The organism is Rhizobium sp. BR 315, assembly GCF_050577975.1.
GTDB lineage: Bacteria > Pseudomonadota > Alphaproteobacteria > Rhizobiales > Rhizobiaceae > Rhizobium > Rhizobium miluonense.
Map to the genome: position 1 here is coordinate 1 of NZ_JARWKZ010000068.1, position 26725 is coordinate 26725.

Here is a 26725-nt window from a genome sequence, read left to right on the forward strand (position 1 = left end):
CTAGGACGTAAACTCATAAATTCGCTTTGCGTTTTACGGCTCGCGTGATTCAAGGCTTCCGAATGAGGAGCTATGATGACACGCCGTCGCTACGAACTTACGGACCATGAATGGTCGATCATTTTGCCACGTCTGCCGAACAAGCCTCGGGGCGTTCCTCGTGTCGAAGACCGACGGGTCCTGAACGGCATCCTTTGGCGTTTCCGAACAGGCTCGCCGTGGGCGGAAGTGCCGGAACGTTATGGTCCGCCAACCACCTGCTACAACCGCTTTGTCCGTTGGCGGAAGGCCGGTGTTTGGGATCGGCTTCTTAAAGCTGTTTCAGAAGCTTATGACGGCGACATCGTCATGATCGACTCGACTTGTGTTCGCGTTCACCAGCACGCGGCCACGGGAAAAAGGGGGATCGAGACGATGGTGGCATGGGACGTTCCCGCGGCGGGCTTACGAGCAAAATCCACGCCCTCGTCGATGCGGACGGTCGGCCAGTCGTTCTCCGCCTGACCGGGGGCCAAGTTGCCGATTGCACTGAAGCCGATGCGCTGACAGACGGGCTGGGAGAAGGTGACATACTGCTTGCCGATAAAGGGTATGACAGCAATGCCATCCGARCCAAGGCGGCCGAGCGCAAGGCCTGGGCCAACATCCCACCGAAAACCAACCGGAAGGGATCGTTTGTCTTCTCGCGCTGGGTCTATCGGCAGCGCAACCTCGTGGAACGGTTCTTCAACAAGATCAAACAGTTTCGAGGCATTGCCACACGCTATGACAAATGCCCCGAAAATTATCTCGCTGCCGTCAAACTCGTCGCAGCAAGGATCTGGTGTCAGAGTTTATGAGTCGACGGCCTAAGATGATTGCAGGGCATTGCCCGCTTGTTCAGCCGTCCTGACAATAAGATCTTCAACCTCGCGAGGGGGAAGGGGTCTGGCAAAGAGGTAGCCCTGAAACATCTCGCATCCGGCACCAGTAAGGAAGTGCATCTGTTCCTCCGTCTCCACTCCTTCGGCAACGACCTCCAGCTCGAGAGTTCGTCCAAGCGATACGATGGCGGAAGTGATAGCCATGTCACCCGCTTTACTGGGGATATCGGCAATGAACGATCTGTCGATCTTCAGTCGGGAAAGTGGGAAGCGGCGAAGCGTGCTCAGGCTTGAATATCCCGTGCCGAAATCATCGATCGCCAGGCTGACGCCGAGTTGCGTTAACTCGTGCATGCGTTCAATGGCGCCTTCGACGTCACGCATGATCAGGCTTTCCGTTAGTTCGAGTTCGAGCCATCGGGGTTCGAGGCCGGCAGATTGCAAAGCGGAGGCGACCTGGTTCGTCAAAGAGTTCTCAGTAAACTGTCGAGCCGATACATTCACGGCCATGCGTAGTGCAGGAAGGCCCCGGTCCTGCCAGGCGCGGGCTTGCCGACAGGCTTTGCGCAGAACGATATCGCCGATCGGAACAATTAGCCCCGTTTCCTCGGCCAGGGGAATGAATGCCCCCGGGAGCAGCAAGCCTTCGACAGGATGTTGCCATCGCACCAGCGCTTCGACACTGATCACGTTGCCGCTGCGGATGTCCTTTTGCGGCTGATAATGGAGCACGAACTCGTCTCGTTCCACTGCACGCCGCAATTCCTCGATGCGGATCAGCTTGTTGCGGGCTTCCTCTCCCATGGCAGGGGTAAATAACTGAATGTCGTTGCGGCCGGACTCCTTGGCGCGATAGAGCGCCATATCGGCATTGGCGAACAGCTCTGAAGCCGTGTCGCCATGTTCGGCGGAGCAAGCAAAGCCGATGCTGCAAGTAACCCGAATTTCGACGCCGTCGATGGTCAAAGGTTCGGAGATGGCTTCTCGAACAGCTTGCAATCTGTCGCAGACCGGGTCGAGGTTCTCCTCCAGGACGATGATGAATTCATCGCCGCCGATCCTCGATACGAAGCCGCCGCTTCCGATGCACGTCGATATTCGCTGTGCGACCACCTTTAGCAATTCATCGCCGGCGGCATGTCCGAGACTGTCGTTGACCAGTTTGAAATTATCCAGATCGACGAAGGCGACTGCCACGAACTTTTGTTCCTGCGAGGCGCTTTCCAGGAGATCCACGAGCTTACGGTCGAGCAGCGTACGATTGGGCAGGCCGGTGAGAGCATCGTGTTCGGCAAGAAAGGCGATATGGGCAATGTCATGGTGTCGATCGATGGCGATTCCTACCGTTTGCGCCACGCCTGCGAGGAATTCCATGAGGCCGGTTTCATCGCCATCAGTTTTTTCGATTAACAGCGCCCCGTGCCTGCCGCCGTCCCGTGAGAAAATGGGGAATTCAATGGCTTCGCCGGCGAAAGTCTCTGCTTGAGCGCCATGCACAAGGAAGTGAATGCGTTTTCCTTCAAGCAACCGTTCGAGGAGCAAGCGGGCATCCTTTAGAAACGACCAAAGCTCGACCCCTCTGGCAACATCCTGGAGGAGCTTGGTCTGTGCGCTCATCAGCTCTTCCGCACGCTTGCGGACCGAGATATCGCGCGACGCACCCACCACGCCGATGATATTACCGCTTCGGTCCCGCAAGGGTACGCGGGACATCATCAGCCATCCCTCGCCTCTCAGGCGCCTTTCTTCGACACCGAGATCCGGCTCGCCTGTCTCCATGACGTGCTGCTCGACTTCGTCAATTTTCTTGGCGTCGGCCACCGGATGAATTTCCGCATCCGTGAGGCCGATCAGCTCCTCGACATGCGTGAAACCATTGTTGACGACGATAGCGCGATTGGCAAAGAGGAAACGGCCGTCTCTATCTTTGGCATAGATGAAATCCGGAACGTAATTGATCATCGCCTCGAGCCATTCGTATCGCTCGGCCAGCGACAGATATTGAGCCCGAAGCAATTCGAACTTTTCACGGAAACGCACGTCATCACCGTTTGGATCTACGATCATCGATTGCGGCGATTCACCCGGTTGCTGCGTCATCAGTATTCTCTCACTTGGCCAGCGGACAATAGCGGAAACCGGTTATGCAACAGTGAAAAGACATGCTCCAATTTGGCCATCATAAACAAAGGGTTAAAGCCGCGTTGCAACAATTCGGAATCCCGTGTCGATGGGCACGGTGAATAAGCTGCGGCTTTGCGCCTCTGTCTGATGTCCCGATCCTAGATCTGCTCCGCGGGTTGATCTATCCCGTCCGGGAGCGGCGCCGCTGCGCCAGAGGCGCAATTCGAAGACTGCGATGCAAGTTTCCACATGCCATTTCTCCCGCAGGCTGGAATGGCTGTGTTGTGGATTTTGATTGTCAGGAAACGGAGAAGATCCGATCGAGACGGGGTTCAAGTCTGGCCGTATCGATCACCACTGGCGACAAGTCTTCCCTTACGCAACTGCGCCTTGCGGCGCAGAGGTAAAACCGGTTAAAGCCCGGTGGAGAAAAACAGGCATTCAGCAGAGGAAATATCATGAATCTTCACAAAGCCGGCACGGATGGCAATCTCGTGCTCGTCGGCGTGGCTCTGATGTTTCTTGGCGATTTCATGTTCGCGCTGAACGATGCGATGGCCAAATGGCTGGTTGTGAGCTTCTCCGTCGGACAGATTCTTGTGATCCGCTCGCTTGGCTCCTTCATCATCCTCACGCCTATGATCGCGCGGCAAGGACGCGATGCGCTCTTTCGGATCGAGCGACCGCCATTGCAGATCCTGCGGGTGGTGTTGACGACGGCCGATGTCGGCCTGTTTTATGCCGCGGTCGCCTATCTGCCCCTTGCCGATGTGATGACCTTCTACATGGCCGGTCCCATTTACGTTGCAGCGATCTCCCATTTTTTCCTCGGTGAGAGGATCGGTTGGCGGCGTTGGTTGGCGGTTTTCGTCGGCTTTATCGGCGTGATGATCGCGCTCAGACCTTCGGCGGCAATGCTCTCATGGCCATCGATTTTCGGCCTGACAGGCAGCCTCGCTTTTTCGCTGACACTGGTCCTTGCCCGGCGACTGCGGCAGACCAACGATGCGACGCTCGTGGCGTGGCAAACCGTTGGTGCTCTTCTCGCGGGCTTGGTGCTGAGCATCGGTAATTGGCGCTCCGCATCTGCGCTGGATCTAGGCGCCATGCTGGCGCTCGGCGTTGTCGCGGGGACCGCCCATATGCTGATCACGCGTTCACTGAAGCTTGCGCCTGCGTCCTTGCTTGCCCCGCTGCAATATACGCTGCTGATCTGGGCGATCGCGCTCGGCTTTCTGTTCTTCGGTGATATTCCGGATGCTCAGATCCTCGTCGGATCCATCATCATCGTGCTTGCCGGCCTATTCATCTTCCACCGGAAAAACCTCACCGACAGCATCCCCAAGGATGCCGTCGCACGAGATGGCCATTGAATTGGCGGTTTCCGCCTAAGGACAGAGGCCGCATCCGGCACGTTACGGCTTTTTCGTTGGCCTTGCGGAGATGCAATAGCAGCCCGTTTTCAGCCGCTACTCAGCCGTTGGATAATACCACGCATAACCAAAATGGTAGCGATCCGGATCTCTCCCGTAATAATAGGGAAGGCCAATATCCTGTTGCGCCGGCAATTGAATTGCCTTTCCGAATTTTGCTTCAAACCATTGTTTCAGCTCATCCGGCATGGACGATTGCTGTCCATTTCGCTCGTTCCAGACCAGCAGGATGGGGCTTCCCCCCATAGCCTGACGACTAAGGTCTGATGCAGAATATTCTGTGGAGATCACGGGTGTGTTTGGCATGTTGACACGGATATTACCTGCCTTGTGCCATGTCGTCGTCACAACGGCCAAGGGCTGTTTTCCTTCTGCCCCAATAACTTCGTTCAGGAAGGTCGCATAGGGCGTGTTCAAATGCCCATAGGAATGAAAGAACCGTGCAAGAAGGATGTCTGCCGCAATTATGATGGGCAGAGCCACCATCAAAGTGAGGGGTATAAAGAGAAATTTCTTCAACTCGGCCTCGCTTTGGCTCCCCGCGGCGTCGAGCTTCAGACAGAAATAGAGCGGCAGCAGAAACAGAAATGGGAGAAGCCAGCGATCACGAAATTCGGTGAGCGTCACAATGAAGATCAACGCCACCAAGATAATCGCGGTGCTTGCGAGTATCCTTCCGATGAAATCGCTCCATTCGCTTCTGGCGCGCAGCGATCGCAGGAAAGCTTGGCGAAAAACCAGGAGGAAGATCAAGGTCGTGGGGATGGCGATCTCCACGGTCGTTTTGACCAAATCGGCAATTCCGTGGGCGATATCGGATAGCTTCCCGCCAGCCCCTTGTTCCGACATGGTATTGACCGTGGTGGTCAGGACCAGATCCATATTGGATACCATCCACACTGCGTGTGGCAGTACAACCAGAACGGAAATGGCCAGCGTCACCAGGACACGGATATTAAGAATCCGCTTGCGTCCCTCGGGGTGACAGAGGGCTGCGACAAAGACGCTCATCACGACGAGAGCGAAGTTGTACTTCGTCAGCATTCCAAGCCCGGCCCACAGACCGATCATCGCATAGGAGATGAGGGTAGGTCGACGAATGGTTGTCACCACGAAATAGATGAGCATGACAACCGCAAGCAGCGTCAGCACCGTATGGGTGAGGTCCCTTTGTGCCTGCCAGAATATCTGCGGCATCGTCAGGAGAGACAGCGTTCCGACCGCCGCCAGCTTTTTATCAACCACGAGTAGGCGCAGCAATTTATGGTAGCTGGCATAGACGAGAAAGAGCAGGAGGTTCTTCAAAATGACGAAGGATGCGACGCTCATGCCGAAGACATGGAAGACGCCGTATTGAAGCCAATTGTAGAGAGGCGGCTGGGCGTCGTATCCCCAGGCAAGCCATTGTCCTACAAAAAACTGCTGGGCTTCATCGATCCGTAGCGAGCCGGAGATAAAGATGCGAATGGCGGCCTGGACTACGAAGTATGCAGCCAGAGCCCAGGGCACCCATCCAAAATCGGAGGATACCTGGTTACCGCTAATGGATGCTTCCTCTTCGAATGCGTCGATAGCGTTGCCATTCTGCAGAGGCTTCATCCCGATCTCCCGCATTTACCAATATCGTCACCCGGGCAATGTCACAGATGTTGCCGGTGCGCAACGCTTTCCGTGTCACAGTCTCACCAAGACTTGGCTCAGACGGCGGATAAATATGCCTTAGATGATCATGATTCCCCGGTGTTTGGCCATATGTCCCGGCTCTGTATGAGCTGTGATGGCTGCCTTCAAGCGTTGCAGGAGCGCCAAAAGGGGGTATCTCAAACTGACGTCGCCCGTCGCGAGAAACTCGCAAGAAATCGGCAATACCGTCGTGCGTTGAGCAAAATACGTCCTTCGGGAGAATTACGTCACTTCCGGATGCCCGAACAATTCGCCTTCTTCCGACATCGCTGCAGTAATTTTGCACACGTGCTCAATTTTGTCATGCCGCGGTTATGTTTGCCCCCTAGAGCGGACTGGTTACGTTTTCGCGGGTTTTCAACGCGGCCATCAATATCAGTGATGACGCGTCAAAGAGGCCACACACCGCTCTTCCGGAGAGATGAAGAAAATGACCATTTTGCGGACTCTGAAATCCATCACTGTCGCGGCCGCTATTCTGGCCTCGACTTCCGTATTCGCATTCTCCAAGGACGTTTCCATCAGCGTATGGGCCGGCGGCACCGGTCCGAACGATGTCTATCGCCTCGACGCCATCGAGATCGCAGCCCAGCAGCTGCAGCGCCAGGCCGCTCTCAGGGGGCAAGACCTGAAGATCACCGTCGAGAAGAAGGCCTATTCCGGCTGGGATGACTTCAAGCAGGCGCTGACCCTTGCCGCCGAAGCTAAGACCGCCCCGAACATCGTCGTCAGCGGCCATGAGGACATTGCGCCCTGGTCCCAGGCCGGCCTCATCGTTCCGATCGAGAATTACGTCGACCTCGACGCTTGGCCGCTCAACGGCATCTACGAGAACCTGCTGCAGATTGCCTCCTACAACGGCACCGTCTACGGCATCCCGCAGGACGCCGAATCCCGCCCGATGTTCTTCTGGAAGCCGTATATGAAGGCGATCGGCTATAGCGATGCCGATCTGGACGCACTGCCGCAGAGCGTCAAGGACGGCAAGTACACCATGAAGAACCTGCTCGAAGACGCCAAGAAGATGCAGGACAAGGGCCTTGTCCAGCCAGGCTACGGCTTCTATCCACGCAACAGCAACGGCCCGGATTACTGGCAGTTCTACACCAGCTTCGGTGGCACGATGGAACAAGACGGCAAACTCGTCTTCGACAAAGCTGCCATGACCCGCACCTATCAGTTCTTCGCCGATGCCGTGAAGGCGGGCGTCACCAAGAAGAACCATATCGGCATGCCGAGTGACCAATGGTGGAAGGAGGTCGCCACGGGCAAGGCCGGTATATGGGACGGCGGCACCTGGCACTATGCCCGCCTCGTCAACCAGGAAGGTCTCAAGGACTTCTTCGGCAACGTGATCTTCACGCTGATCCCGGCAGGCGAGGGCGGCAAGGCCAACACACTGACCCATCCACTCGTCTACCTCCTGACCGCCGGTCACGACAAGGAGGACACCGATATCGCCGCTCAGCTGATCACGATTGCGTCCGAGCCGCGCATCAATGCGCTGCATGCGGTCAAATCCGCTCACCTCGGCATTTCTCAGGCTGAATCCCAGGTCGATTTCTACTCGGCCGACCGCTGGACCCGTGAAGCTACCGAGCGCCTGCTGCCGCATGCCAGTGCAATGCCGAACAATTCCGATTTCGGCACCTATTGGAACATCATGTGGAAGAATCTTCAGGCATCCTGGACCGGTGACAAGACCGTCGACGCGGCTATCGGCGATGCCGAGAGCGAGCTGAAGAGCACGCTCGGTGGCAAGATCGTCATCCGCTAGGATCGAAGCACTCTTCCGGGCGGCGGCGACCCGCTGCCCGGTCGGTCGGCGAGGAGGCTTCCATGAAATCGTCCAGAACACTCGGACTGGTAATGATCGCGCCCGCGGCGATCATGATCGTTCTCTTCTTCCTGCTGCCGGTCGTTCTGACGGCGGTCTTCTCGATGACCAACATGACGACCGCGACGGGCATTTCCGGCGGCGTCTACCAGATCGCGCCCAATTCGCTGATCACGCTGAAATCGGCGATGCCCAACATCGCCGCCGAAATGGCCGAGCCGCGCTATACGATAGACGAGGTGGGCCTCAAGGCCGTGGAACGGCTGGGCCTTGCGCCTGGCATTGCTGCGGAATTGCGAGCCAAACACACCGGCGAGGTCTTCCCCAAGCGCCGCGACGCTGAGCGCATGATCAAGGATCTTGCCGAACGGCCTTCGACACGTGATGTCAAGCAAATTTCCGAACAGTTCAACCGCTCTGTCCTCAACACGCGCTTCGACAGCAAGGAGCAGCTCTTTTCAGCCCTGGATAGTCTAGGGCTTGAGCTGGCGCCGGAACTGAAGGAAACCGTCGCCAAGGCCACCTATACCGGCTGGACCTGGACGACCGACAACTTTTCGCGCATGGCCAACTCGCCCGATATGGCGCGCGTATTGCTGAATACCGCGCTCTATGTCGCGCTGGTGCTAATGCTCTTCAACGTCGGTTATGCGCTGCTGCTCGCGATCTGGACACATTACATGCCGGCGAGGCCGGCCTCGATCTTCCGCGGCATCTGGCTCCTGCCGCGCATCACCCCGGTCGTCATCTATGTGATGCTGTGGAAATGGCTCGCCTGGGATACCGGCTTCATCTCGATCCTGATGGGCAAGTTCGGCTATCCCCCGAAGAACTACCTGCTCGACAGCGGCTACAATGCCTGGTTTTTCGTTGTGCTGATCAACGGCTTCATCGGCGCCTCGATGGGCATGCTGGTCTTCTCCTCGGCGATGAAGGCCATTCCGAAGAGCCAGTTTTATGCGAGCGAAGTCGACGGCGCGTCGCGCTGGCAGCAGATCCGCTACATCATCCTGCCGCAGATGCGCTGGCCGATCCTCTTCGTCACCTGCTACCAGACGCTTTCGCTGCTTGCCTCCTTCAATGAAACCCTGCTCGCCACCAATGGCGGACCGGGAAACGCGACCGAAATCTGGGCGCTCGCCGCCTATCACACCGCGCTCAAGAACTATGCCGGCAACCTCGAATACGGGCTGGGTGCCGCCATGGCACTGGTGCTCGTCGTCATCGGCGTGACTTTGTCGCTTCTCTATCTGCGCGTCTTCAACTACGGCACGCTTGTCGCCAAGCCCCTGATCGAGGATTGACCATGGTCGAACGATCGCAGCCCCCGGTAAATTACCGCAGCTGGCCCGTCATATCGGTGCTCACCATCGCGAGCCTGCCGCTGCTCTTGATGTATGTCTATCTTTTCCTCGACACCGTGACGGTGAAGCAGGCGGACGCGCTGCTGCCCTCCGGTTTCACACTCCAGCATTGGCGCTTCCTATGGCAGACGACGGAGGGCAAGGCGAACATCTGGCAGGTGACGGCGAATACGCTGCTCTTTTCGGCCTGCACCACCAGTCTCGTCCTCATCGTCTCGTCGATGGCGGGCTACGTGCTGTCGCGGCTGAATGTGCCGGCACGTGGCTTTTTCCTTGCAGGCGTCATGGTGCTGCATGCCTTTCCGTCGGTGACGCTGATCATCGCCATCTTCATCGTGTTGCAGGTGATCGGGCTCTATAATTCGCTGATCGGCGTCATCCTGGTAAAGGCGGCGATCGATCTGCCGCTCGGCATCTGGCTGATGAAAGGCTTCTACGACACCGTGCCCTGGGAGATCGAAATGGCTGGCGTCGTCGACGGCGCTTCGCGCTTTAGGGTGTGGCGCAGTCTCGTGCTCCCGCAGGTCCAGCCCGGTATCATGGCGCTCGGCCTGTTTTCCTTCCTCTCCGGCTGGGGCGAATTCATCCTGCCGCAGGTGCTGGCGCCAGGCAACCAGGTGCAGGTGCTTTCGGTTTATCTCGCGGACTTCCTCGCCGACGACAACAATTATGATTTCTACATGTTCAAGGCAGTCGGCGTCTTCTACCTCGTGCCGGTGCTGCTCGTTTACGCACTCTTCAACAAATACCTCATGAACATCTATGGCAGCGGGAGCAAAGGCTGATGCGCATCCTCCTCGACAATTTTTCGAAGAGCTTCGGCTCCACCAAAATCATCGAGAACATGCGGCTCGAAGTCGGTAGCGGCGAGATGCTGGCGCTGCTCGGCCCCTCCGGCTGCGGCAAGTCAACGACGCTTTTCGCTATCTGCGGCATTCACCGCCCAACCGGCGGGCGCATCCTTTTCGGCGACCGCGACGTCACCGATCTGCCAAGCCAGGTCCGCAATGTCGGCGTCGTCTTCCAGTCCTATGCCCTTTATCCACACATGACGGTTGCCGAAAATATCGGCTTTCCCTTGAAGGTGAAGGGGGTGCCGGCTGCCGAAATCCGCAAGGAGGTCGACCGCATCGCAGCGCTCGTCCAGATCGGCAACCTGATGGGCCGGCGACCGGCCGAGCTTTCCGGCGGCCAGCAGCAGCGCGTGGCGCTCGCGCGTGCGCTGATCCGCAAGCCAGACGTGCTGCTGCTTGACGAACCGCTCGCCAATCTCGATGCCAAGCTGCGCCTCGAAATGCGCTCGGAAATCCGCCGCCTGCAGCGCGAGACCGGCATCACCGCCATCCTCGTCACCCATGACCAGGTGGAGGCGATGAGCATGTGCGACCGCATCGCCATCATGAAGGAAGGCGAGATCGTCCAGATCGCCACGCCGGCGGAGATGTACAATGATCCGAAGACAGCTTTCGTTGCCGGGTTCCTCGGCAATCCGCCGATCACCTTCCTGCGCGGCGTCATGGACAAGGGCGCCTTTGTCGTCCCCGAAAGCGAGATTCGCGTGCCCCTGCCTGCTGCCGTCGACGCTTCCGAAGGCACGAAGCTGATGCTCGGCGTGCGGCCGGAGCATTTCACCCCGACGGGCGACGTCGCCGTATCTGGCAAGATCACCTTTGCCGAAACTCAAGGCCGTGAGAACCTGTATGACGTGCTTCTCGCTGGCGGGCCGCTACTGCGCTCGATCCAGCCGGTGCGCAACGACATTCACGTCGGCGACGATGTCCGCTGGGCGATCGACAGCCGCTGCATCCTTGTCTTCGACGAAAATGGCAGGCGGCTCTGATGGCCCGCGATTTCTCGGCGTTCTTTGCGCGTTACAGCTGGCCCTCTGGCAAGGGGCGGATTCCCTTCTGCATCGGCCATCGCGGCGCTAGCGGCCACGAGCGCGAGAATACGATCGCCGCCTTCCGCCGGGCTGCTGAACTCGGCGCGGAAATGTGGGAACTCGATACGCAATTGACCAAAGACGGCGTGGTCGTGGTTTCGCATGACGACCACCTCGACCGCGTCTTCGGCATTGACCGCCGCATTTCCGAAATGACGGCTGCCGAACTCGCCGCCCTCGAAGGCGTCGACGTGCCGAGCTTTTTGGAAGTCGCCGCTCTCGCTCGCGAGACCGGAACTGGTCTCTATGTCGAACTCAAGGCGCCTGGAACCGGCATGCTCTGTTGGCAGCATCTTGCCGGGATCAACCAGCGCTTCGCCTGTCTCGGCTCCTTCGATATCGCACAGGTGCGCGAACTCAGCGACGCGGGCTGTGATTTTCCGCTTTCCGTGCTGGTCCGTGTCGGCCATGATCCGCATAGTCTCGGCGACGAGGCCGGCGCGGATATCCTGCATCTTTGCTGGGAGGGGGCTGGCGAGCGTCCGCAGGACCTGGTGACCGACGCGCTGATGCGCCGCGCCTTCGACGCGGGCCGCGAGATCGTGCTTTGGCACGAGGAGCGGCCAGCCATTCTCGATGACATCATGAAGCTGCCGGTCCTTGGCATCTGCACGGATCTGCCCGATCTGATGCGGCCTCCGGCGATGAGGGAAAAAGCAGTTGGCAGACAAGGATAAGGGGCCGCGCAAGGTAACGTCCTTCGACGTGGCGCGTGTGGCCGGCGTCTCGCGTGCCGCCGTTTCACGCGCTTTCACGCCGGATGCCAGCGTCTCGCCGAAGACGCGAGAGAAGGTCTATCAGGCTGCCAAGGAACTCGGCTATCGCGTGAACTATCTTGCACGGAGCCTGACCAACAAACGCTCCGATCTCGTCGGCCTCGTCGCCGCCGGCCTCGACAATCCGTTCCGTACGCTGCAGATCGAGCATCTGGCAAAGGCGTTGCTCGCCCGTAATTTCCGCCCCATCCTGCTGCCGACCTCTCAGGAGGCGGATACTTCGACTGTTATCGGCCAGCTGCTGCATTACGCCGTATCGGGTGTCATCGTCACCTCGGACGCGCCGCCGACCGAGATCTGCGAGCAGTGCGCGGCCGAAGGCGTGCCGATCGTGCTGATCAACAAGGGCAACGACATCCCCTTTGTCGACCGTATCATCTCGGATGACCGTATGGCCGGTCATCTGGCCGCCACCCATCTGATCGACAGTGGCGTGCGAAAACCCGCCGTGATGGCCGCACCCGCGATATCCTATACGGCGCGGCGGCGCAGCGAGGCGTTCATCGCGTGCTGCAAGCAGCTCGGTGCCGAGGCGCAACTTCTGCAAATCAAGGTCAACGACTACCAGAGCGGCTATGATGCGGCGGGTGAACTTGCCGCATCCGGCATCGACGGGCTGTTTTGCGCCAACGATTACATGGCCTGCGGCGTGATCGACCGCCTCATGCATGGCCGCGGCCGCAACGATGCTCCACCGCTGCGCGTTATCGGCCATGACGACATTCCGCAGGCGAGTTGGTCCGCCTACGACCTCACGACCATCCGCCAGCCCTGCGACTTCCAGGCCGAACAGACCGTCGATCTGTTGATGAGCCGGATGGCCGAACCGGACCTGACGGCACGGGTCGAACTCACGCCGGTGACGCTGATAAAAAGAAGGACTGCTTGATGAATTCCGCATTCGACGCCGCCGCCATCCGCGCGCGGGCGGAGGTCGCGATCACTGTTGCCCTCGAGGTCGGACGGGAGACCGCCCGGTTTCGGTTAACCCGTCATCCGCTGGCGCCAGGCGCGCTCGGTCGCCAGTGCCTCATCGGTGGTGATCTGGTCTGGTTTCAGCGCCATCAGCGCCGAGAAATTCGTCCACTCCTCTTCGCTGAAACCAGCCTCCGGATCTCTCAGGGTGAAGGTCCAGGCATCGACGCGTTTGCCCTCGTCACGGCAGAGACCGATCATATCCAGGCCTTCCTTGGCGGCATTGAGGATCAGCGACCAGTGGAGATAGATTGTGTCAGGTTCGGTTGGGCCGCGCAGGTCGGCGCGTAATTCCATCTCGACAGCCTTCCAACCGCCGACTTTCCTAATGTCGTAAAGCTTATCGGACGGATCGATGCCGCGCAGCACCTCGGGAAGCTTCTCCTTGACCGCGACGATGAGGTCGAGGCTGCCACCGCTCATGATCACCGCGGCAGCGATATCTCGGAAATTCTCGGCAAGATGCCGTATGCCGCGCGCGCCGATCGCTTCAAAGTCGTCCTTCATATCGAATTGCAGCAATGCGGCCGGATGCGTCGATTGCATCATGGCAGCGAGATCCTCGCTGAGGATCAGCGGCCGCCCTCCGTCCTGCATCCTAATATCGCTTAGGTCGGCAATGCTCTTCCCGGCGATCGGTCCGTGTCCTGTTGTCTCACCTTCGAGCTGCTTATCATGCAGCACGACGAAGCCGCCATCGCCGCGCACACGCATATCGAGCTCCATCGAGGCGCCGACGGTAAAACCCTCCGCCATCACCTCGGCAGAAAACAGTGGATCGGAAAACCGCTTGCGTAGGCGGTGCCATTTCAAGCGAGTGCGATGCCCCTCGTGCAAAATCTCCAGGCCCTGCGCATCCTGCAATCTCGTCATCTCCAGCAACTCTCCATGATGCCACTCTCCTGGCTTGACGAGCCGTGATTATCAAGGGTCGGAGGCGGCTTTCATCGACGGGATGGCCGGCCTGTCTGAGGTGCGCGTCGGCTGTAGTTCAACCGCAATGCGGCTGAAATCAGCCCAGCGGGCGACAAAGCTGGGCCTACGGGCGTCCCAAAAGCCGTTCTCTTAGGCGTCGAATGACGTCAGGCCGGAGGCCTGCCGCGGCGAGATAATCCGCCGCAGAATGGTAGTCCTTTTCTATGAAGGCGATCGTCGCGGCCATGGTCGCGGGATCGCAGGCAAGCAGTGGGCGGAATTTCTCGATGTCGGCACCCCGCGCGAGGGCGCTGGCAAGTATGTCGTCGATCAACGGCTCGATCAGACGGCCGGTGAGCGAATAATCTTCGAGAATGCTTGCCGTATCGACGCCGGCGTTTGCGAGCAGCAGGGCGGCGATGATGCCGGTGCGGTCCTTGCCTGCCGTGCAATGGAAGAGCACGACATTGTCGCCTGCCTCGGCGATCAGCGTCAGTACGGTGCAGATGGCTTCTTGGCGTTCCCGCAGCGCTTGGACATAGAGATCGAGCAGCGTGTCCGTGTCGGGTCTGTAGGTCGGCGCCAGCGTATCGAACAGCGAGATATTGTGATAGCGCACTGCCTCGTTGCGACTGAATGGATTGGGCTGATGCGTCAGCTCCGTCGCATTGCGCAGGTCGATCACGACCTTCACGCCTTCCCCGATCAGGGCTGCCATTCCTTCCTCATCCAGCCGGTGCAGCCCGTCGGAGCGAAGGATCCGTCGCCAAAGCGTGGTCGTCGCGCCGGCGGAGTAACCCCCGAGATCGCGAAGGTTGTAGGTGCCCTTGATGGGCAGATGGCGCATAGCATGGAGGTCCATCAGCGTATTCCCGATTTCATGAAGGAAGAAACGACCTGCCGCTGCAGTACAATATAGAGGATGAAAACCGGCAGGCTAGCCATCGTGGAAGCGGCCATGAGCGGTCCCCATTGCGTGCCTTCCGAGCTCATGAACATCTGAATGCCGATCTGAATCACACTGTTTTCCGGTGTGCGGGAGAGGAGAAGCGGCCAGAAATATTCATTCCATGTCGAAATGAAGATCAGGATGGCAAGCGAAGCGATCGTGCCGCGCAGATTGGGTGTGATCACCTCCCAAAGAATGCGCCAGCTGCCGGCGCCGTCCATCCGTGCCGCCTCCAGCACCTCGTTCGGAAAGCTGCGTATCGCCTGCAGGAGGAGAAGTACGGCGAGCGCCGAGGCGAAATGCGGCAGGATCAAAGCGGTCACGCTGTCGAGCAGGCCGAGATTGGCGACAATCAGGTAGTTCGGGATCATCACCACCTGCAGCGGCACCAGCCAGGTAAGCGCGATGAGGATATGGACGATCCTGTCGCCACGAAAGCGCCAGCGTGCGAAGGCATAGGCCGCCAGCAACCCGGTGAGAAGCTGTACGACCGTAACGACCGCAGACACGATCAATGTGTTTATCAGCATCCGCCCGATGGGGATCGCGCCGAGCGCATAGACATAATTGTCCAGCGAAGCCGCGGTCGGCCAAAGGCTTTGTTCGAAGACGCGATTGGCCGGCCGCAGCGATGTTATGATCATCCAATAAACGGGGAACAGGCAAAAGAACGACAGGACGATCATGATCGCGTGGCCGGCGGTCTTCTCGGCTCCAAGGATGAGACTGCGGCGCTTGCGCATGCTCGGCCGGGTGAGGACATCAGTTGTCATAGAAGGAAAACCTGTCGATCAGTCGGAACAGTAGATATGCCAGGATGCTGAAGCCGATGAAGAGGACGACGGCGGCCGCCGAACTCCAGCCGACCGAAAGGCTGGAGAAGCCAAAATCCCAGAGAAGATAATAGATGTTGGTCGTCGCCCCGAGCGGCCCGCCGCCGGTGAGCACATTGATGTAGGAAAAGCTCCACTGCGCGCCGAGCAGGATGGTCATCATCACCAGAAACAGGACGGTCGAACTGAGGAGCGGCAACCGGATGTCGCGGATAATATCCCATCGACTGGCGCCATCTACGCGGGCCGCCTCAATCAAGGAGGGATTGATGTTGGCGTTTGCTGCAGAAAGGATCAGCGTCGAAAAGCCGATCAACTTCCAGCCAGTTAGCACAATGATCGTCCAGATGGCGATCTTCGGGTCTTGAAGGAAACGTGGTGCGAAAATTCCCATGGCCTTAAGGGTCATGGACACCATGCCGTGACCAGGGTCGAGCAACCAGCGCCACAACACCGCCGCGACGACAGGGGCAACGATCATCGGCACGAAGATCATTGCCCGGTAGATGGTGCGCGAGCGCGTCGGCAGATCGGCGGTGAAGATGGCGATCGCAAGCGGCAGCAGAACCGCAATGGGAAGCAGGCCGACGACGTAGATTCCGGTATTGCGCAGGGCCTGCCAGAACTTCGGCAGAGAGAAGATATTGATATAGTTGGTCCAGCCGACAAAGGTCACCGGCGAAGTCGCCAGCATGTTCCATTCGTAGAAGCTCAGCCGGAAGGCGTCGATCAGCGGCCAGTAGATCCAGAGGACAAAGGTCGCGATCGCAGGCGACAGATAGAGCCACGGCAGATAGCCGCGCCGGCGAGCCTGCCGATGGGGCCTGCTCGTTGCGACCGACGATGGGGTGGAGGCGGTTATGGTGGTCATGGCGTGGTTGTCTGCCCCATCGCTGCTAGTCTCTCGGTGCGGGTCGAAGATATTGCTTGAGCTGGAGTGGCCTCCTCCCGCCGACGGGCGGGAGGAGGCCACTATCGGCTCAGTTGGAGTTCTTCGGCATCAGTGCCTGGGCAGTGTCCTGGGCCGTCTTCATTGCCTGAGCGGGATCGCCGCCACCGAATACGGCCTGCTCCGCGCCATCCATCATCGCCTTGGCAATCTGGCGGTAGTTGGGGCCGGGGAAGGATTCCCAGGGTTCCAGCACGTCCAGCTGCTTCAGGTTCGGCTGGACGAGCGGATGCTCCTTGACCCAGTTGCCGAGATATTGCGGATCGTTGACGATATCGGTGCGTAGCGGCAGATAGCCGATCTCGGAGGTGATGACCGTGTAAGCATGCTTGGACGTCATGAATTTCATGAGTTCCCAGGCGGCGCGCTGCTTGAGCGGATCAGGGCTCATGATGACCAATGCGCTACCGGAATTGTTCGGCCGCACCGGCTTGTCGCCGAAGCGGGGCATGGTCGTGGCGCGCAAGTCGAAATTGCCCGTGGCACCCTTGACGAGATAGGCCTGGATGGCCGAGGTCTGCAGATACATGCCGACCGTGCCTGCAGCCATCCCGTCCATTGCGGCATTGATGTCGAGGTTGGAATAGACGCCTGCGGTGTAGAGATCGTGCAGCATCGAGACCGCTTCCACGGCCGCCGGTGCGGCAAAGGTCAATTTTTTGCGATTAGCAGAGAGCACGTCGCCGTTGTTGGAGCGGATCAGCCCCTGAAACAGCCAGTCGCCCGCCGATGGTCCGAAGATGCCGGTGGCAAGGCCATCCTGGCCGGTCTTGTCGACGATAGCCTTGGCTGCGACCTTTATCTCGGCCCAGGTCTGTGGCGGCTGGTCTGGATTGAGACCCGCCTTGCGAAACAGGTCGGCATTGTAGAACAGGACCGGCGTGGAGAAAGTATAGGCGAGACCATAGGTCTTGCCGTTATAGACCCCAAGCTTCAGGCCTTTCGGCGATATGCCCTCGAAATGGGCCGTAAGTTCCGGGGAGGGGACGGCGTCCTCAAGTGCGATAGCACCGAGATTGTTCACGAAGAAATCGAGGTCGGAGAACACCATCTGGGCGATGTCAGGTCCATGGCCGGCGGCAACGTCGGCCTGGATGCGGGTACTGATATCGGACGATGGAACACCAACGCCGTTGACCTTGATATTCGAATTGGCCGCTTCGAATTCGGCAATCAGGCGCTTGGTGGCTGCGGCGCCATTGCCGGTCGAGGCAAGGTTGTAGTTGTAGTAGTTGATGGTGACCGATGTCTCCACCTTGGCCGGGATCTGGCCTGCAAGCGCTGCCGATGCGAGCGTCGCAAAGGCGAAGCCCGCGCAAAGGAACATTCTGCGTTTCATCTTGGCAATCTCCCCGATCATTCGGCAGCGGCAAGTGCCGCCTGCTCTTCATACTTTCTGAGGATTTCGGTCATGTCGGCGAAGGTGAAGCTGTGCAGTTCGCGCCGTTCGGAGGGCTGAGGCACGAAGGAAACCGTCAGGCCGGATGGGCGCACGGTGCCGATTGCGAAGGATGCACCGGATAGCATGCGCAGGCCCTCATGCAGATAGAGCACGTCGGTGGCCGCATGCTGACCTATGCCGACGATCACCGGGATGCCGTACCAGTTGCTGACGCGGTCGAAATGGATGTGACCGGAGAGAATGCCGATGATGTTGCGACCTTCGAGAAGAGCGCGCAGCTTTTCGGAGTCGGCGATAGCAAGCGATTCCCACTCGAGATCCGGATTGGCGTCGAGCGCCGGAGCGTGATGCATGACAAGCAGCTTCGGCAGTTCGGGATGGTTGGCAAGCTCGGCTTCGAGCCAGGCAAATTGCGAGGCCTCGAAGCTGCCGCCGACCTTGAACGGATGGCTGGAATCCATGACAACGATGTGGACGCCGTCGATCACAGCGGCATGGTCGTAGGGCGCGCCGAGGTCCTCGGCGCGGTCGGTCATCGCCGCGTAGAAGCCATCGCGCTTGTCGTGGTTACCGAGTGCGTAAAGCACGGGAATACCGAGGTCGGCTTCACCCATGATGCGCTTCAATTCCTCATAGGAGCCGGCATCGCCACGATTGGTCAGGTCGCCGCTTGCGATGATGAAGCCTGGGCGTGGTGTCAGCCGTTTGACGTCGGAGAGGATGGCGACCAGCGTCTTCGATGTTTCCGAGTAAAGGTGATCGTCCTTTACCGTCGGGTCGGAGACATGCAGATCGGTGAGGTGAACAAAGGTCGTGTGTGCCGTCATGATGTCGGTTCCTATGCGTCGTGCGCTTTCCGGTGGTTGTCTTGAAAGACGCTTGCCTGTTAGACGCCATATCGATACACAGGCGACATGACAGGTGAATGAAGGTTCATTCAGAATGGAATTAGATCCCGCTCGACGCGAACGCATCCTCGATGCCGCCGCCAAACTGATCGTTGCAAACGGTCTGCAATGTTCCATGGCAGCGATCGCGGATGCCGCCGGTGTCGCGACCGGCTCGATCTACAATTACTTCAAATCGAAGGACGATCTCATTCGCGGGGTCTATGCACGGCTGGCTTCAACCGTCGCGGCGCATCTCATTCCTTCGCCTTCGGATCCAAGTGGGCCGCGCGAGCGTATCATCCGCTACATATACGACTATATCGACTTTATCTGGCAGGATCGTCAGCGCGCACTCCTGTTCGAATATCTCTCCAACGTGCCGCTGATTTCGGGCGAGGAACTGAATGCGATCTTCGATGAGGTGACACAGTATTCCGTTGGCCTGATGAGCGCGGCCAAAGCCGCCGGACTGCTGCAGGATCTTCCGTCCTCAACGATGTCCGGCTATATCGGCGGCGGCATCCGCAACACATTGAAATGGCGTCGCTTCAATCCGGCCCCGCTGTCGGACAAGGAACGCGATGAAATCGCGCTTATGTCCTGGAATGCCATTGCAACCCTGACCGAGAGGGTGACGAATTCTCCTCTTGGCGATTGAGTTGAAGACTGTCGTGCGGCCGCCGCTTTGGAGGGGTGTATCCTGAACAGGCTGTAATGGCCCAGCGTTGCATAGGCGCAAAGCAACGCTGGGAAGATAGTTCAAATAGTCTATCTAACTATTTGATAGTTTTATTCTGTTCGGCGCTCTCTATATGGCCAGTTTGCTCCGAAACATTTCAGCCATACGCGGGCCATCTAGGTTAAGGCGCGAGGCAACTCAGTCAGGTGCGGCCGAAACCACCTATGCTATTTGCTGGCCGGTCCCCCGCGCCTCCGGTCCAGGGGCGGTCGCATCACGACGGATGAAGTCCAGTAGATGCGTCTAATTGTGCGCTGCGGCATCAATATATGACGCATGGCAGGTTAAAATAGTCAGTTTTTCGGAAGTTACCGCGTTTTTCTTCATGACCAAAAGTAATATTAATGCGGATCGCCAAGGCGATATCTGGATATACTGTTTCTTAATCAAGAACATCTAGATTTTTAAAGATGCAACCGGTTCAAATTGTTGTTGGCCGCTCGCGGAATATTGTTTCTTTCAGAGGCACGTGGGGGCGCGCCGAGTGATCGCAACGCCACCCGATAAGGTGGTGATATGATTTTGAAATCTGCAACTAGCCGCAATATTCTTTCGGTCGCCGCATGCGGCGTAGTCGCGACGGTGGCAGCTTCCGCCATCCTTATTGACTCCGCATACACGAATATTCGCCAGTCGAGCCTCAATGAGATGCAGCAAATCGCCCGCACCACGGCGGCCGGGTCGGAAAAGACGCTTGGAGAGGCGATCACCGTCGTCAATTCGCTGGAAACGGTCCTGTCCACTATGAAGGACGCCGGCGACGCAAACCGGACGACAGCCGACAAAATCCTGAAGAATATGCTTGACGGCAATCCGACGGCGCTCGGCGTCTGGACGGGTTGGGAGCCGGATGCCTTCGATGGGAAGGACAAAGACTTCGCCGGCAAGGAAGGCCACGACGCAACCGGCCGCTATATTCCATATTGGGTTCGCAGCGGCGGTCAGATCACCCACGTCCCTCTCGCTGATTATACGGTGTCAGGCGCAGGGGACTACTACCAGCTCCCCTTCAACCAACGAAAGACCGTTGTCATAGAGCCTTATTCCTACGCGATCGACGGCAAACAGGTGCTGATGACTTCCATCGCCAAGCCGATCATGGTCGATGGAATGCCTGTGGGTGTCGCCGGCCTGGATATGGCTCTCGACGATGCTCAGAAGGCCATCTCCGCCATCCATCCCATGGGGACGGGCTTCATGAGCCTCGTTACCAACGGCGGAGGAATGATCAGCCATCCGGACGCCGCGCTCATCGGAAAGAACATAAAGGATGGCGGCGCCGAGACAGCAGGCTGGGATCGGCTGATTGCCAATCCCGGTACGGAACATGAAATGACCGGTCCTGATGGTGGGATTTATTTCGCCATCGCCGAGCCGGTGAAATTGACCGACACCATATCCTGGTATGCAGTTGTCGTGGTGCCGAAGGCCACGGTCTTCGCCCAGGTCAACAGTGTCGTCAGAAACGCTGTCGTGGTCACCTCGATCGCTGCCATTCTGCTCGGACTTGCCGGCTGGCTGATTGCGCGGAAATTTATCCGCCGCATCGAGAACGTCATCGGCGAAACCGATCGGATCGCGAACGGTGACCTTAATGTCGCGTTGAAGGATCGTGAGGCTCGCGATGAAATCGGAGATCTCTCGCGCTCGCTGCACATCTTGCTGGAAAGCAACCGCGAGAAGGTCCGGCTGGAAGCCGAGGCGGAAGTCAGCCGCGCAACACAGGAGGCCGAACGGGCCGAGCGTGCCCGTATCAACGACGCCCAGGAAGCGGAGGTAAAATTCGCCGTCGGTGAGCTTGCCGCCGGTCTCATACAGCTTTCGGACGGCAATATGACGGTCCGGCTCGACCAGCCCTTCACCTCGGCGCTTGATGCAATCCGCGGCAATTTCAATGCTTCGGTCGAGAAACTGCAGGCAGCTATGGTCTCCTTCTCCGAAAACGCGTCGGTGATCCAGAGCGGCTCGGAGGAAATCCGCACAGGCGCGGACGATCTTGCGAAGCGGACGGAGCAGCAGGCGGCCTCTGTGGAGGAGACTGCTGCAGCGCTTGAGCAGATCACCACCTCGATCAAGGATTCCACAACGCGTGCGGAGGAGGCGGCAGCTCTCGTCGGCCGCACCAAAGGCAATGCCGAGCGATCCGGCCAGATCGTCCATAGCGCTGTCGAAGCCATGACCGGCATCGAACAATCCTCCCAGTCGATCTCCAACATCATCGGCGTAATCGACGATATCGCCTTCCAGACGAACCTGCTGGCCCTCAACGCCGGTGTCGAAGCTGCTCGCGCCGGCGAAGCCGGCAAGGGTTTCGCCGTGGTAGCGCAGGAGGTCAGGGAGCTGGCGCAGCGCTCAGCCACTGCGGCAAAGGAGATCAAGGCGTTGATCCATTCGTCTGGCGATCAGGTCAAAAAGGGCGTCAGCCTGGTCGACCAGACAGGCGAAGCATTGCGCGCGATCGTTCAGGAGGTCCAGCTGATCGACACCAACGTGCAGGCGATCGTGCAATCGGCCCGTGAGCAATCGACGGGCCTCCAGGAAATCAATACCGCCGTCAATCAGATGGACCATGCAACACAGAAGAACGCCGCGATGGTGGAGGAATCCAATGCGGCGACACACACGCTGGCCAGCGAGGTTTCATCGCTCTCTGCCCGCCTCGCCCAGTTCAAGTTAAGCACTGCTGCGGGGAGGGTGGTTTCGCTGGGCGCTTCCAGGCAGAGAAAAAATGATACGGTCTCTCATGCCGCTCCGGCAGGCAGAGCTTCCGGCGCAGGCGCCGAACTCTCAGGTCAGAGAGCATTGGGCCAGAAACTGAGATCTGCCTTCGGCAAAACCTCGCAGGCGGCAAGTCCGGTATGGGAAGACTTCTGATCGGTTTTGATCCAAATCGGCCGTTCAGCAAGGCTTTCGGACCTGCTCCGGAAAGGGCGGGCGCTACAAGCCTGCCGGCTGCCGAACGGTTCGCTGGTCAGATTGCGGTAAAGCCGTTGTCGACGAACAGGTGAATGCCGTTGACAAAGCTGGAGTCATCCGAGGCGAGATAGAGAGCGGCTCGCGCCACATCTTCCGGTTCTCCAATCCGGCCCTGCTGTGCGGCGATTGCTTCATCCGAAACGTCGACGCCAAGCGCCTGCAACTCGGCGACCTCGCGCAAGCCATGCGGCGTGCGGATAAAGCCCGGGCAAACGGCGTTGCACCGAATGTTTCGATCACGGAATTCGACGGCAATGGCGCGCGCGAACATGTGAACGGCACCCTTCGTCGTATCGTAGAGTACCTCCATCGGCGTTGCCGCAACGGCAGAGATCGATGATGTGCAGACGATCGAGCCGCCGCCGGTTGCAATCATCCCAGGAAGAACGGCTTTGGTCATCAGGAACATTGAGCGCACGTTGACGGCGTGCAACCATTCCCAATCTTCCAGTGTAGTTTCGAGAAACGGTTTGATGACGATCGTGCCGGCATGATTGAAGAGCACGGTCGCGGCACCGAAACGGTCCTCGATGCCTTTGACCGCAGCATTGACGGCTGCTTCGTCCGAAACGTCGGCAACCCAATAGTCGGCGGTGCCACCGGCATTGCGGATCGCCTGCACCGTCTCAGCCGCCGCGGCGCCATTTCGGTCGATAATCGCGACCTTTGCACCTTCGTCCGCAAACAGGCGCGAGGCGGCCCCACCCATCCCGGTCGCTCCCCCCGAAATGATCGCAATCTTGTTCTTGAGCCTGTCCGTCATTCTTCCCCCTTGGCGTTTCCCGCTTGGTGCGAACCAAAATGGCGCGCAGCACAAGTCGACGCTTCAAGGATCTCTTGAATCTTGGAGCTTGTCGACATTGTTCTGAAACAAGCGCATTCAATCGCCTCCGTTGCCTTGCTCCGCATCGTCATTCATGTGCTCTGGCATTCACCGGCGCGGACCTGAAGGCCAAAACAAGCAGTGGCCGCGTTCGTGCCATGGTTTGTTACGCGGCTCGTGGCAGAAGGGATTTCAGGTTTGCGTCGGCCGCCAGCGCCTCGATCGGCGGAGTGACGCGCTTAGCAATCAGCATCTCGCTTAGCTTGATGTCCTTGGCGACTTTATTGCCAGGCCCGACGCCGCTTGCAGCGACCAGCCGCTGGTCTGCGTCGAGATGAAACAGGATGAAGGCGCCGTCGCCCAGATCTCTCCGAACGGTCGTCCGTCCCTCATCGACAAGACCTGCGATCTGCAGTGTGTGATCGAACTGGTCGGACCAGAAATAGGGGACGGCCTGAAAGCTGCGTGCAGCGCCCATCAGATTAACTGCTGCAAGAATGCCCTGATCCTGCGCATTGCGCCAGGCTTCGAGGCGCAGCCGACGTCCGCCGTAGAGGAGATGCGGAAAGGAACAGCAGTCGCCGGCGGCATAGATATCCGTCACCGACGTTTCCAGGCGCTCGTTGACCGCAATGCCGTTATCGATTGCAATCCCGGCCTGAGCGGCAAGCTCGGTGCGCGGCTGCGCGCCGATCCCGACGACCAGCACATCCGCCGTGATCACATCTCCATCGGAAAGGGAGATACCGACCCGCTGCTCGTCTGCTTCGATCGCCAGAACCGCCACACCGCATTTCAAGGCCACGCCGTTGCGCTGATGCAGGGCCGCGATCGTTTCAGCGATAGATTCTGGCACGCCGCGCTTGAGAATACGCTCCTGCGACTCGATGACCGTGACTCTCGCTCCGCGCCTGCGCGCCGAGGCGGCGACCTCAAGGCCGATGAAGCCGCCCCCAAGCACACCAACATGCATATCGGCACGGATCCAAGAGCGAAGCGCCAGCGCGTCGTCGATCGTCCTCAGATAGAGGATCCGGCCGCTGGAAGGCGCGTTCGGCAATTGCCTGGGTGTTGCCCCCGTCGTCAGCAGCAATTTGTCGTAAGGCAGCGCCCGGCCATCCGATAGGATCAGCTGTTGTCCGGATGTGTCGATGGCGCTCGCCGATGCGCCGCCGGTATGCTCGATTGCCTGCGCGATCAGCACTGCATCGTCGAGAACGGCGGACGCTCTAGGCTCTGCCTCATCGAACAAAACCTGCTTGGAAAGCGGCGGCCGCTCGTAGGGAAGATGCACCTCGTCGCCGATGAGGGTGATGGAGTGCTCGTAGCCGTTTCCTCTGAGGCTCAGCGCGGCGCGGGCGCCGCATTCGCCGGCGCCGACGATGATGATGCCCGTATCGCCGCTCATACTCCGACACCGATCATGACGCGATCGCCTTCCACTCTGACCGGGTAGGTTCTCAGATTGATGCAGACCGGCGCGCCGCGTGCCTCGCCGGTCTTGTAGCTGAAGCGGCCATTGTGCTTCGGACACTCGATGGTGTCGTCCATGACGAGCCCATCGGCCAGATGGATCTTTTCATGGGTGCAAAGCCCATCCGTCGCAAAATACTCGTCGTCAGGGCTGCGATAGATCGCAAAGGTTTTTCCGGCGTGATCGAAACGGACAACATCCTCCTGATCGATTTCATCGGCAGCGCAGGCATCAACCCAGGTCGTCATTTCTTCCTCCTCATTGCAGCTGTCACAAAGCGCGAAAGCCATCATCTGATGCTGGGAGCAAGTCGACATTGCGCTTTGATCGCGCTTGGTTTTCTGCTCCCGGCTGGTTTAGAGCATGCGCGAGATAGGCCTTCACTTTCCACGCCGATTATGATCATTTTTCATCAAGGAGGAGCGGAATGAAGAAGGCACGTCTTGTGGATATCGCCGCGGCTGCAGGTGTCGGCATTGCGACCGTGGAGCGCGTTCTGAATGAACGCGGCAGCGTCAGGCCGCAGACAGCGGAAAAGGTGGTACTGGCAGCCAAGCGGCTGGGTTATAAGGGGCTGATACCAAGCCTTTATCGCGGCACGATCCGCATCGAGGTTGTCTTGGTGCGGCCGGAATCACCGTTCTTCAGCAGGCTCAATCGTGCTTTTGAGCGGGTCGCCGCCTCGTTGGATAGCTCGATTACAGTCCACCGGACCTTTATCGAAGAGAGCGACATCGAAAGATTTGCCGCACATATCGCCAATAGCGGCATTCGACGGCATGGCTTGATCGTCGTGGCCATCGATCATCCGAAAATCAGAGAGAGCTTGCGAAAGGCGCGCGCCGCCGGCATCGAAGTCGTCCAGATCGTCTCCTACCTCACCGGTAGGGATGACGTGTTCGTGGGGATCGACAATTATGCCGCGGGCCGAACCGCCGGATTCTACATGTCGCGCATGCTTCGGCATGCGAAGGGAAGCATCGTCGCTATCTGTCATAGCTGGGCTTATCAGATTCACAAGGAGCGCATTCGCGGCTTCTCCGATTATCTCGGGTCCGATGGCAGCTCCGCACTGCAGTTTTCAGAGGTGGTCTTCGGCCTGGATGACGATGTGAAATCCGCCGAGATGATGACGCAGGCGCTGCGTCGCTGTCCGGATATTGTCGGCGTCTACAATGCCGGCGGCGCCAATCTCGGCGTCGGCTCAGTGCTTCAGCGTCTTCGGGAACAGCGAGGAAGCGAGTTCGTCTGGATAGGGCATGAACTCAACGACGAGACTCGCCGCTTCATATCATCGGGGCTGATGACGCTCGTTCTCGATCAGGCGCCGGAAACCCAGGCAAGGCGCGCGTTGGATACCATCCTATCGCGAATGGGGATCATCGACGTGCCTGTCAGCGAGGACCCGGTGCCGTTCCTGACCTATACGGCAGAGAATATTGGCCAACATCAAGTCACCGATAAGTGATAAATCCGGAGCCTGCGGAAGGAGGGCCGCAGGCTCCGGTATTTCCCGCCATCATCAACCGCTTAGGCGATGTTGACAAAGTATGGCAACCAGATCTTAGCGGCGGCGATAGCGAGGAAAGCAGCGTATGATGTTTTGGTTTTGTCGTAGCGCGTGGCAATGCGACGGAACTGCTTCATTCGGTTGAACATGCGTTCGATGCGATTGCGATCCTTGTAAGCGCGGTAGTCGCAAGGTGGCGGGTTCTTCCGGGTTGATCGCGGCGGAATGATCGGACGAGTGCCATGCAGCAGAAGTTCCTCGCGGATGG

General features: G+C 58.8%; 23 protein-coding genes and 2 pseudogenes. 13 read left to right on the forward strand and 12 right to left on the reverse strand.

Annotation, left to right across the window (positions count from 1 at the left end; translation table 11 throughout):
- Nucleotides 1–75 precede the first annotated feature (75 nt).
- Nucleotides 76–839: pseudogene (locus QD409_RS31915) on the forward strand (IS5 family transposase).
- A 9-nt stretch (nucleotides 840–848) separates the two neighbouring features.
- Here QD409_RS31915 and QD409_RS31920 read toward each other — a convergent pair.
- Nucleotides 849–2801: a putative bifunctional diguanylate cyclase/phosphodiesterase gene (locus QD409_RS31920; RefSeq protein WP_245298057.1), complete on the reverse strand. Its 1953-nt coding sequence runs from the start codon at nucleotides 2799–2801 to the stop codon at nucleotides 849–851.
- On the opposite strand from QD409_RS31920, the gene QD409_RS31925 reads away from it, so the two are divergent.
- Nucleotides 2688–3110, forward strand: a complete 423-nt coding sequence (locus tag QD409_RS31925) for a hypothetical protein (protein ID WP_245298058.1) — start codon at nucleotides 2688–2690, stop codon at nucleotides 3108–3110. The two genes, QD409_RS31920 and QD409_RS31925, sit on opposite strands and share 114 nt — an antisense overlap.
- 335 nt (nucleotides 3111–3445) lie before the next feature.
- Nucleotides 3446–4360, forward strand: a complete 915-nt coding sequence (locus QD409_RS31930) for a DMT family transporter (RefSeq protein ID WP_092851912.1) — start codon at nucleotides 3446–3448, stop codon at nucleotides 4358–4360.
- Between the two features lie 96 nt (nucleotides 4361–4456).
- Here the strand turns inward: QD409_RS31930 and QD409_RS31935 are convergent, their stop codons facing one another.
- Nucleotides 4457–6019 (reverse strand): glycosyltransferase family 39 protein, encoded by a 1563-nt coding sequence (locus QD409_RS31935; protein WP_430764674.1) that lies wholly within the window; start codon nucleotides 6017–6019, stop codon nucleotides 4457–4459.
- Nucleotides 6020–6533: 514 nt separating this feature from the next.
- Between QD409_RS31935 and QD409_RS31940 the strand changes: the two genes are divergently transcribed.
- The 7 genes and pseudogenes from QD409_RS31940 to QD409_RS31970 form a co-directional block, all read left to right on the forward strand.
- A complete protein-coding gene (locus QD409_RS31940) occupies nucleotides 6534–7880 on the forward strand; it encodes an extracellular solute-binding protein (RefSeq protein ID WP_430764675.1) in 1347 nt (448 codons plus the stop codon).
- A gap of 62 nt (nucleotides 7881–7942) precedes the next feature.
- Nucleotides 7943–9244 (forward strand): carbohydrate ABC transporter permease, encoded by a 1302-nt coding sequence (locus QD409_RS31945; protein WP_430764676.1) that lies wholly within the window; start codon nucleotides 7943–7945, stop codon nucleotides 9242–9244.
- A gap of 2 nt (nucleotides 9245–9246) precedes the next feature.
- Nucleotides 9247–10089 carry a carbohydrate ABC transporter permease gene (locus QD409_RS31950; protein WP_092851917.1) on the forward strand — a complete coding sequence of 281 codons (843 nt, stop codon included), beginning with the start codon at nucleotides 9247–9249 and terminating at the stop codon, nucleotides 10087–10089.
- Complete coding sequence (locus tag QD409_RS31955; RefSeq protein ID WP_092851919.1) at nucleotides 10089–11144, forward strand: ABC transporter ATP-binding protein; 1056 nt, start codon at nucleotides 10089–10091, stop codon at nucleotides 11142–11144. The genes QD409_RS31950 and QD409_RS31955 overlap by 1 nt, the downstream gene beginning before the upstream one ends.
- On the forward strand, nucleotides 11144–11923 hold the full coding sequence (locus tag QD409_RS31960) for a glycerophosphodiester phosphodiesterase (protein ID WP_092851921.1): 780 nt from the start codon (nucleotides 11144–11146) through the stop codon (nucleotides 11921–11923). Before QD409_RS31955 ends, QD409_RS31960 begins: the two co-directional genes overlap by 1 nt.
- Nucleotides 11907–12911, forward strand: a complete 1005-nt coding sequence (locus QD409_RS31965; protein ID WP_430764677.1) for a LacI family DNA-binding transcriptional regulator — start codon at nucleotides 11907–11909, stop codon at nucleotides 12909–12911. Before QD409_RS31960 ends, QD409_RS31965 begins: the two co-directional genes overlap by 17 nt.
- Nucleotides 12911–13021: pseudogene (locus QD409_RS31970) on the forward strand (inositol monophosphatase family protein); the annotation flags it as partial. The gene QD409_RS31965 and the pseudogene QD409_RS31970, both read left to right, overlap by 1 nt.
- Here QD409_RS31970 and QD409_RS31975 read toward each other — a convergent pair.
- The 6 genes from QD409_RS31975 to QD409_RS32000 all read right to left on the reverse strand — a co-directional run bounded on the left by QD409_RS31975 (nucleotide 13007) and on the right by QD409_RS32000 (nucleotide 18872).
- Nucleotides 13007–13870: a glycerophosphodiester phosphodiesterase gene (locus QD409_RS31975; RefSeq protein ID WP_430764678.1), complete on the reverse strand. Its 864-nt coding sequence runs from the start codon at nucleotides 13868–13870 to the stop codon at nucleotides 13007–13009. The pseudogene QD409_RS31970 and the gene QD409_RS31975 sit on opposite strands and share 15 nt — an antisense overlap.
- Before the next feature lie 166 nt (nucleotides 13871–14036).
- A complete protein-coding gene (locus tag QD409_RS31980) occupies nucleotides 14037–14774 on the reverse strand; it encodes a tyrosine-protein phosphatase (RefSeq protein WP_430764679.1) in 738 nt (245 codons plus the stop codon).
- Nucleotides 14774–15634: a carbohydrate ABC transporter permease gene (locus tag QD409_RS31985; RefSeq protein WP_430764680.1), complete on the reverse strand. Its 861-nt coding sequence runs from the start codon at nucleotides 15632–15634 to the stop codon at nucleotides 14774–14776. The genes QD409_RS31980 and QD409_RS31985 overlap by 1 nt, the downstream gene beginning before the upstream one ends.
- Nucleotides 15624–16565, reverse strand: a complete 942-nt coding sequence (locus QD409_RS31990; RefSeq protein WP_430764681.1) for a carbohydrate ABC transporter permease — start codon at nucleotides 16563–16565, stop codon at nucleotides 15624–15626. The genes QD409_RS31985 and QD409_RS31990 overlap by 11 nt, the downstream gene beginning before the upstream one ends.
- A 109-nt stretch (nucleotides 16566–16674) precedes the next feature.
- Nucleotides 16675–17982, reverse strand: a complete 1308-nt coding sequence (locus QD409_RS31995) for an ABC transporter substrate-binding protein (protein WP_430764682.1) — start codon at nucleotides 17980–17982, stop codon at nucleotides 16675–16677.
- A 17-nt stretch (nucleotides 17983–17999) separates the two neighbouring features.
- The gene (locus QD409_RS32000) at nucleotides 18000–18872 is read right to left on the reverse strand and encodes a metallophosphoesterase (protein ID WP_430764683.1); all 873 of its coding nucleotides are present in this window, start codon (nucleotides 18870–18872) and stop codon (nucleotides 18000–18002) included.
- A 115-nt stretch (nucleotides 18873–18987) separates the two neighbouring features.
- On the opposite strand from QD409_RS32000, the gene QD409_RS32005 reads away from it, so the two are divergent.
- The gene (locus QD409_RS32005; RefSeq protein WP_430764684.1) at nucleotides 18988–19593 is read left to right on the forward strand and encodes a TetR/AcrR family transcriptional regulator; all 606 of its coding nucleotides are present in this window, start codon (nucleotides 18988–18990) and stop codon (nucleotides 19591–19593) included.
- Between the two features lie 597 nt (nucleotides 19594–20190).
- On the forward strand, nucleotides 20191–22548 hold the full coding sequence (locus QD409_RS32010) for a methyl-accepting chemotaxis protein (protein ID WP_430764685.1): 2358 nt from the start codon (nucleotides 20191–20193) through the stop codon (nucleotides 22546–22548).
- A 97-nt stretch (nucleotides 22549–22645) separates the two neighbouring features.
- Here the strand turns inward: QD409_RS32010 and QD409_RS32015 are convergent, their stop codons facing one another.
- The 3 genes from QD409_RS32015 to QD409_RS32025 form a co-directional block, all read right to left on the reverse strand.
- The gene (locus tag QD409_RS32015) at nucleotides 22646–23413 is read right to left on the reverse strand and encodes an SDR family NAD(P)-dependent oxidoreductase (protein ID WP_430764686.1); all 768 of its coding nucleotides are present in this window, start codon (nucleotides 23411–23413) and stop codon (nucleotides 22646–22648) included.
- Between the two features lie 226 nt (nucleotides 23414–23639).
- Entirely contained in the window at nucleotides 23640–24881 is a 1242-nt protein-coding gene (locus tag QD409_RS32020; RefSeq protein ID WP_430764687.1) for an NAD(P)/FAD-dependent oxidoreductase, read from the reverse strand.
- Nucleotides 24878–25195, reverse strand: coding sequence for a MocE family 2Fe-2S type ferredoxin (locus QD409_RS32025; protein WP_430764688.1), 318 nt, complete (start codon nucleotides 25193–25195; stop codon nucleotides 24878–24880). The genes QD409_RS32020 and QD409_RS32025 overlap by 4 nt, the downstream gene beginning before the upstream one ends.
- A 179-nt stretch (nucleotides 25196–25374) precedes the next feature.
- Here QD409_RS32025 and QD409_RS32030 point away from each other — a divergent pair, with 179 nt between their 5' ends.
- Entirely contained in the window at nucleotides 25375–26415 is a 1041-nt protein-coding gene (locus QD409_RS32030; protein ID WP_092851953.1) for a LacI family DNA-binding transcriptional regulator, read from the forward strand.
- 62 nt (nucleotides 26416–26477) lie between these two features.
- On the opposite strand, the gene QD409_RS32035 is transcribed toward QD409_RS32030, so the two are convergent.
- On the reverse strand, nucleotides 26478–26725 hold a 248-nt coding region (locus QD409_RS32035), incomplete at its 5' end, for a transposase (RefSeq protein ID WP_430763348.1).

What these genes read in the sequence shown, in the direction of transcription:
- QD409_RS31925 (WP_245298058.1), top strand. Translation starts at nt 2,688, where the DNA reads ATGAATTTCCGCATCCGTGAGGCCGATCAGCTCCTCGACATGCGTGAA.
- QD409_RS31930 (WP_092851912.1), top strand. Translation starts at nt 3,446, where the DNA reads ATGAATCTTCACAAAGCCGGCACGGATGGCAATCTCGTGCTCGTCGGC.
- QD409_RS31935 (WP_430764674.1), bottom strand. Translation starts at nt 6,019, where the DNA reads ATGAAGCCTCTGCAGAATGGCAACGCTATCGACGCATTCGAAGAGGAA.
- QD409_RS31940 (WP_430764675.1), top strand. Translation starts at nt 6,534, where the DNA reads ATGACCATTTTGCGGACTCTGAAATCCATCACTGTCGCGGCCGCTATT.
- QD409_RS31945 (WP_430764676.1), top strand. Translation starts at nt 7,943, where the DNA reads ATGAAATCGTCCAGAACACTCGGACTGGTAATGATCGCGCCCGCGGCG.
- QD409_RS31950 (WP_092851917.1), top strand. Translation starts at nt 9,247, where the DNA reads ATGGTCGAACGATCGCAGCCCCCGGTAAATTACCGCAGCTGGCCCGTC.
- QD409_RS31955 (WP_092851919.1), top strand. Translation starts at nt 10,089, where the DNA reads ATGCGCATCCTCCTCGACAATTTTTCGAAGAGCTTCGGCTCCACCAAA.
- QD409_RS31960 (WP_092851921.1), top strand. Translation starts at nt 11,144, where the DNA reads ATGGCCCGCGATTTCTCGGCGTTCTTTGCGCGTTACAGCTGGCCCTCT.
- QD409_RS31975 (WP_430764678.1), bottom strand. Translation starts at nt 13,870, where the DNA reads ATGACGAGATTGCAGGATGCGCAGGGCCTGGAGATTTTGCACGAGGGG.
- QD409_RS31980 (WP_430764679.1), bottom strand. Translation starts at nt 14,774, where the DNA reads ATGGACCTCCATGCTATGCGCCATCTGCCCATCAAGGGCACCTACAAC.
- QD409_RS31985 (WP_430764680.1), bottom strand. Translation starts at nt 15,634, where the DNA reads ATGACAACTGATGTCCTCACCCGGCCGAGCATGCGCAAGCGCCGCAGT.
- QD409_RS31990 (WP_430764681.1), bottom strand. Translation starts at nt 16,565, where the DNA reads ATGACCACCATAACCGCCTCCACCCCATCGTCGGTCGCAACGAGCAGG.
- QD409_RS31995 (WP_430764682.1), bottom strand. Translation starts at nt 17,982, where the DNA reads ATGAAACGCAGAATGTTCCTTTGCGCGGGCTTCGCCTTTGCGACGCTC.
- QD409_RS32000 (WP_430764683.1), bottom strand. Translation starts at nt 18,872, where the DNA reads ATGACGGCACACACGACCTTTGTTCACCTCACCGATCTGCATGTCTCC.
- QD409_RS32005 (WP_430764684.1), top strand. Translation starts at nt 18,988, where the DNA reads ATGGAATTAGATCCCGCTCGACGCGAACGCATCCTCGATGCCGCCGCC.
- QD409_RS32010 (WP_430764685.1), top strand. Translation starts at nt 20,191, where the DNA reads ATGATTTTGAAATCTGCAACTAGCCGCAATATTCTTTCGGTCGCCGCA.
- QD409_RS32015 (WP_430764686.1), bottom strand. Translation starts at nt 23,413, where the DNA reads ATGACGGACAGGCTCAAGAACAAGATTGCGATCATTTCGGGGGGAGCG.
- QD409_RS32020 (WP_430764687.1), bottom strand. Translation starts at nt 24,881, where the DNA reads ATGAGCGGCGATACGGGCATCATCATCGTCGGCGCCGGCGAATGCGGC.
- QD409_RS32025 (WP_430764688.1), bottom strand. Translation starts at nt 25,195, where the DNA reads ATGACGACCTGGGTTGATGCCTGCGCTGCCGATGAAATCGATCAGGAG.
- QD409_RS32030 (WP_092851953.1), top strand. Translation starts at nt 25,375, where the DNA reads ATGAAGAAGGCACGTCTTGTGGATATCGCCGCGGCTGCAGGTGTCGGC.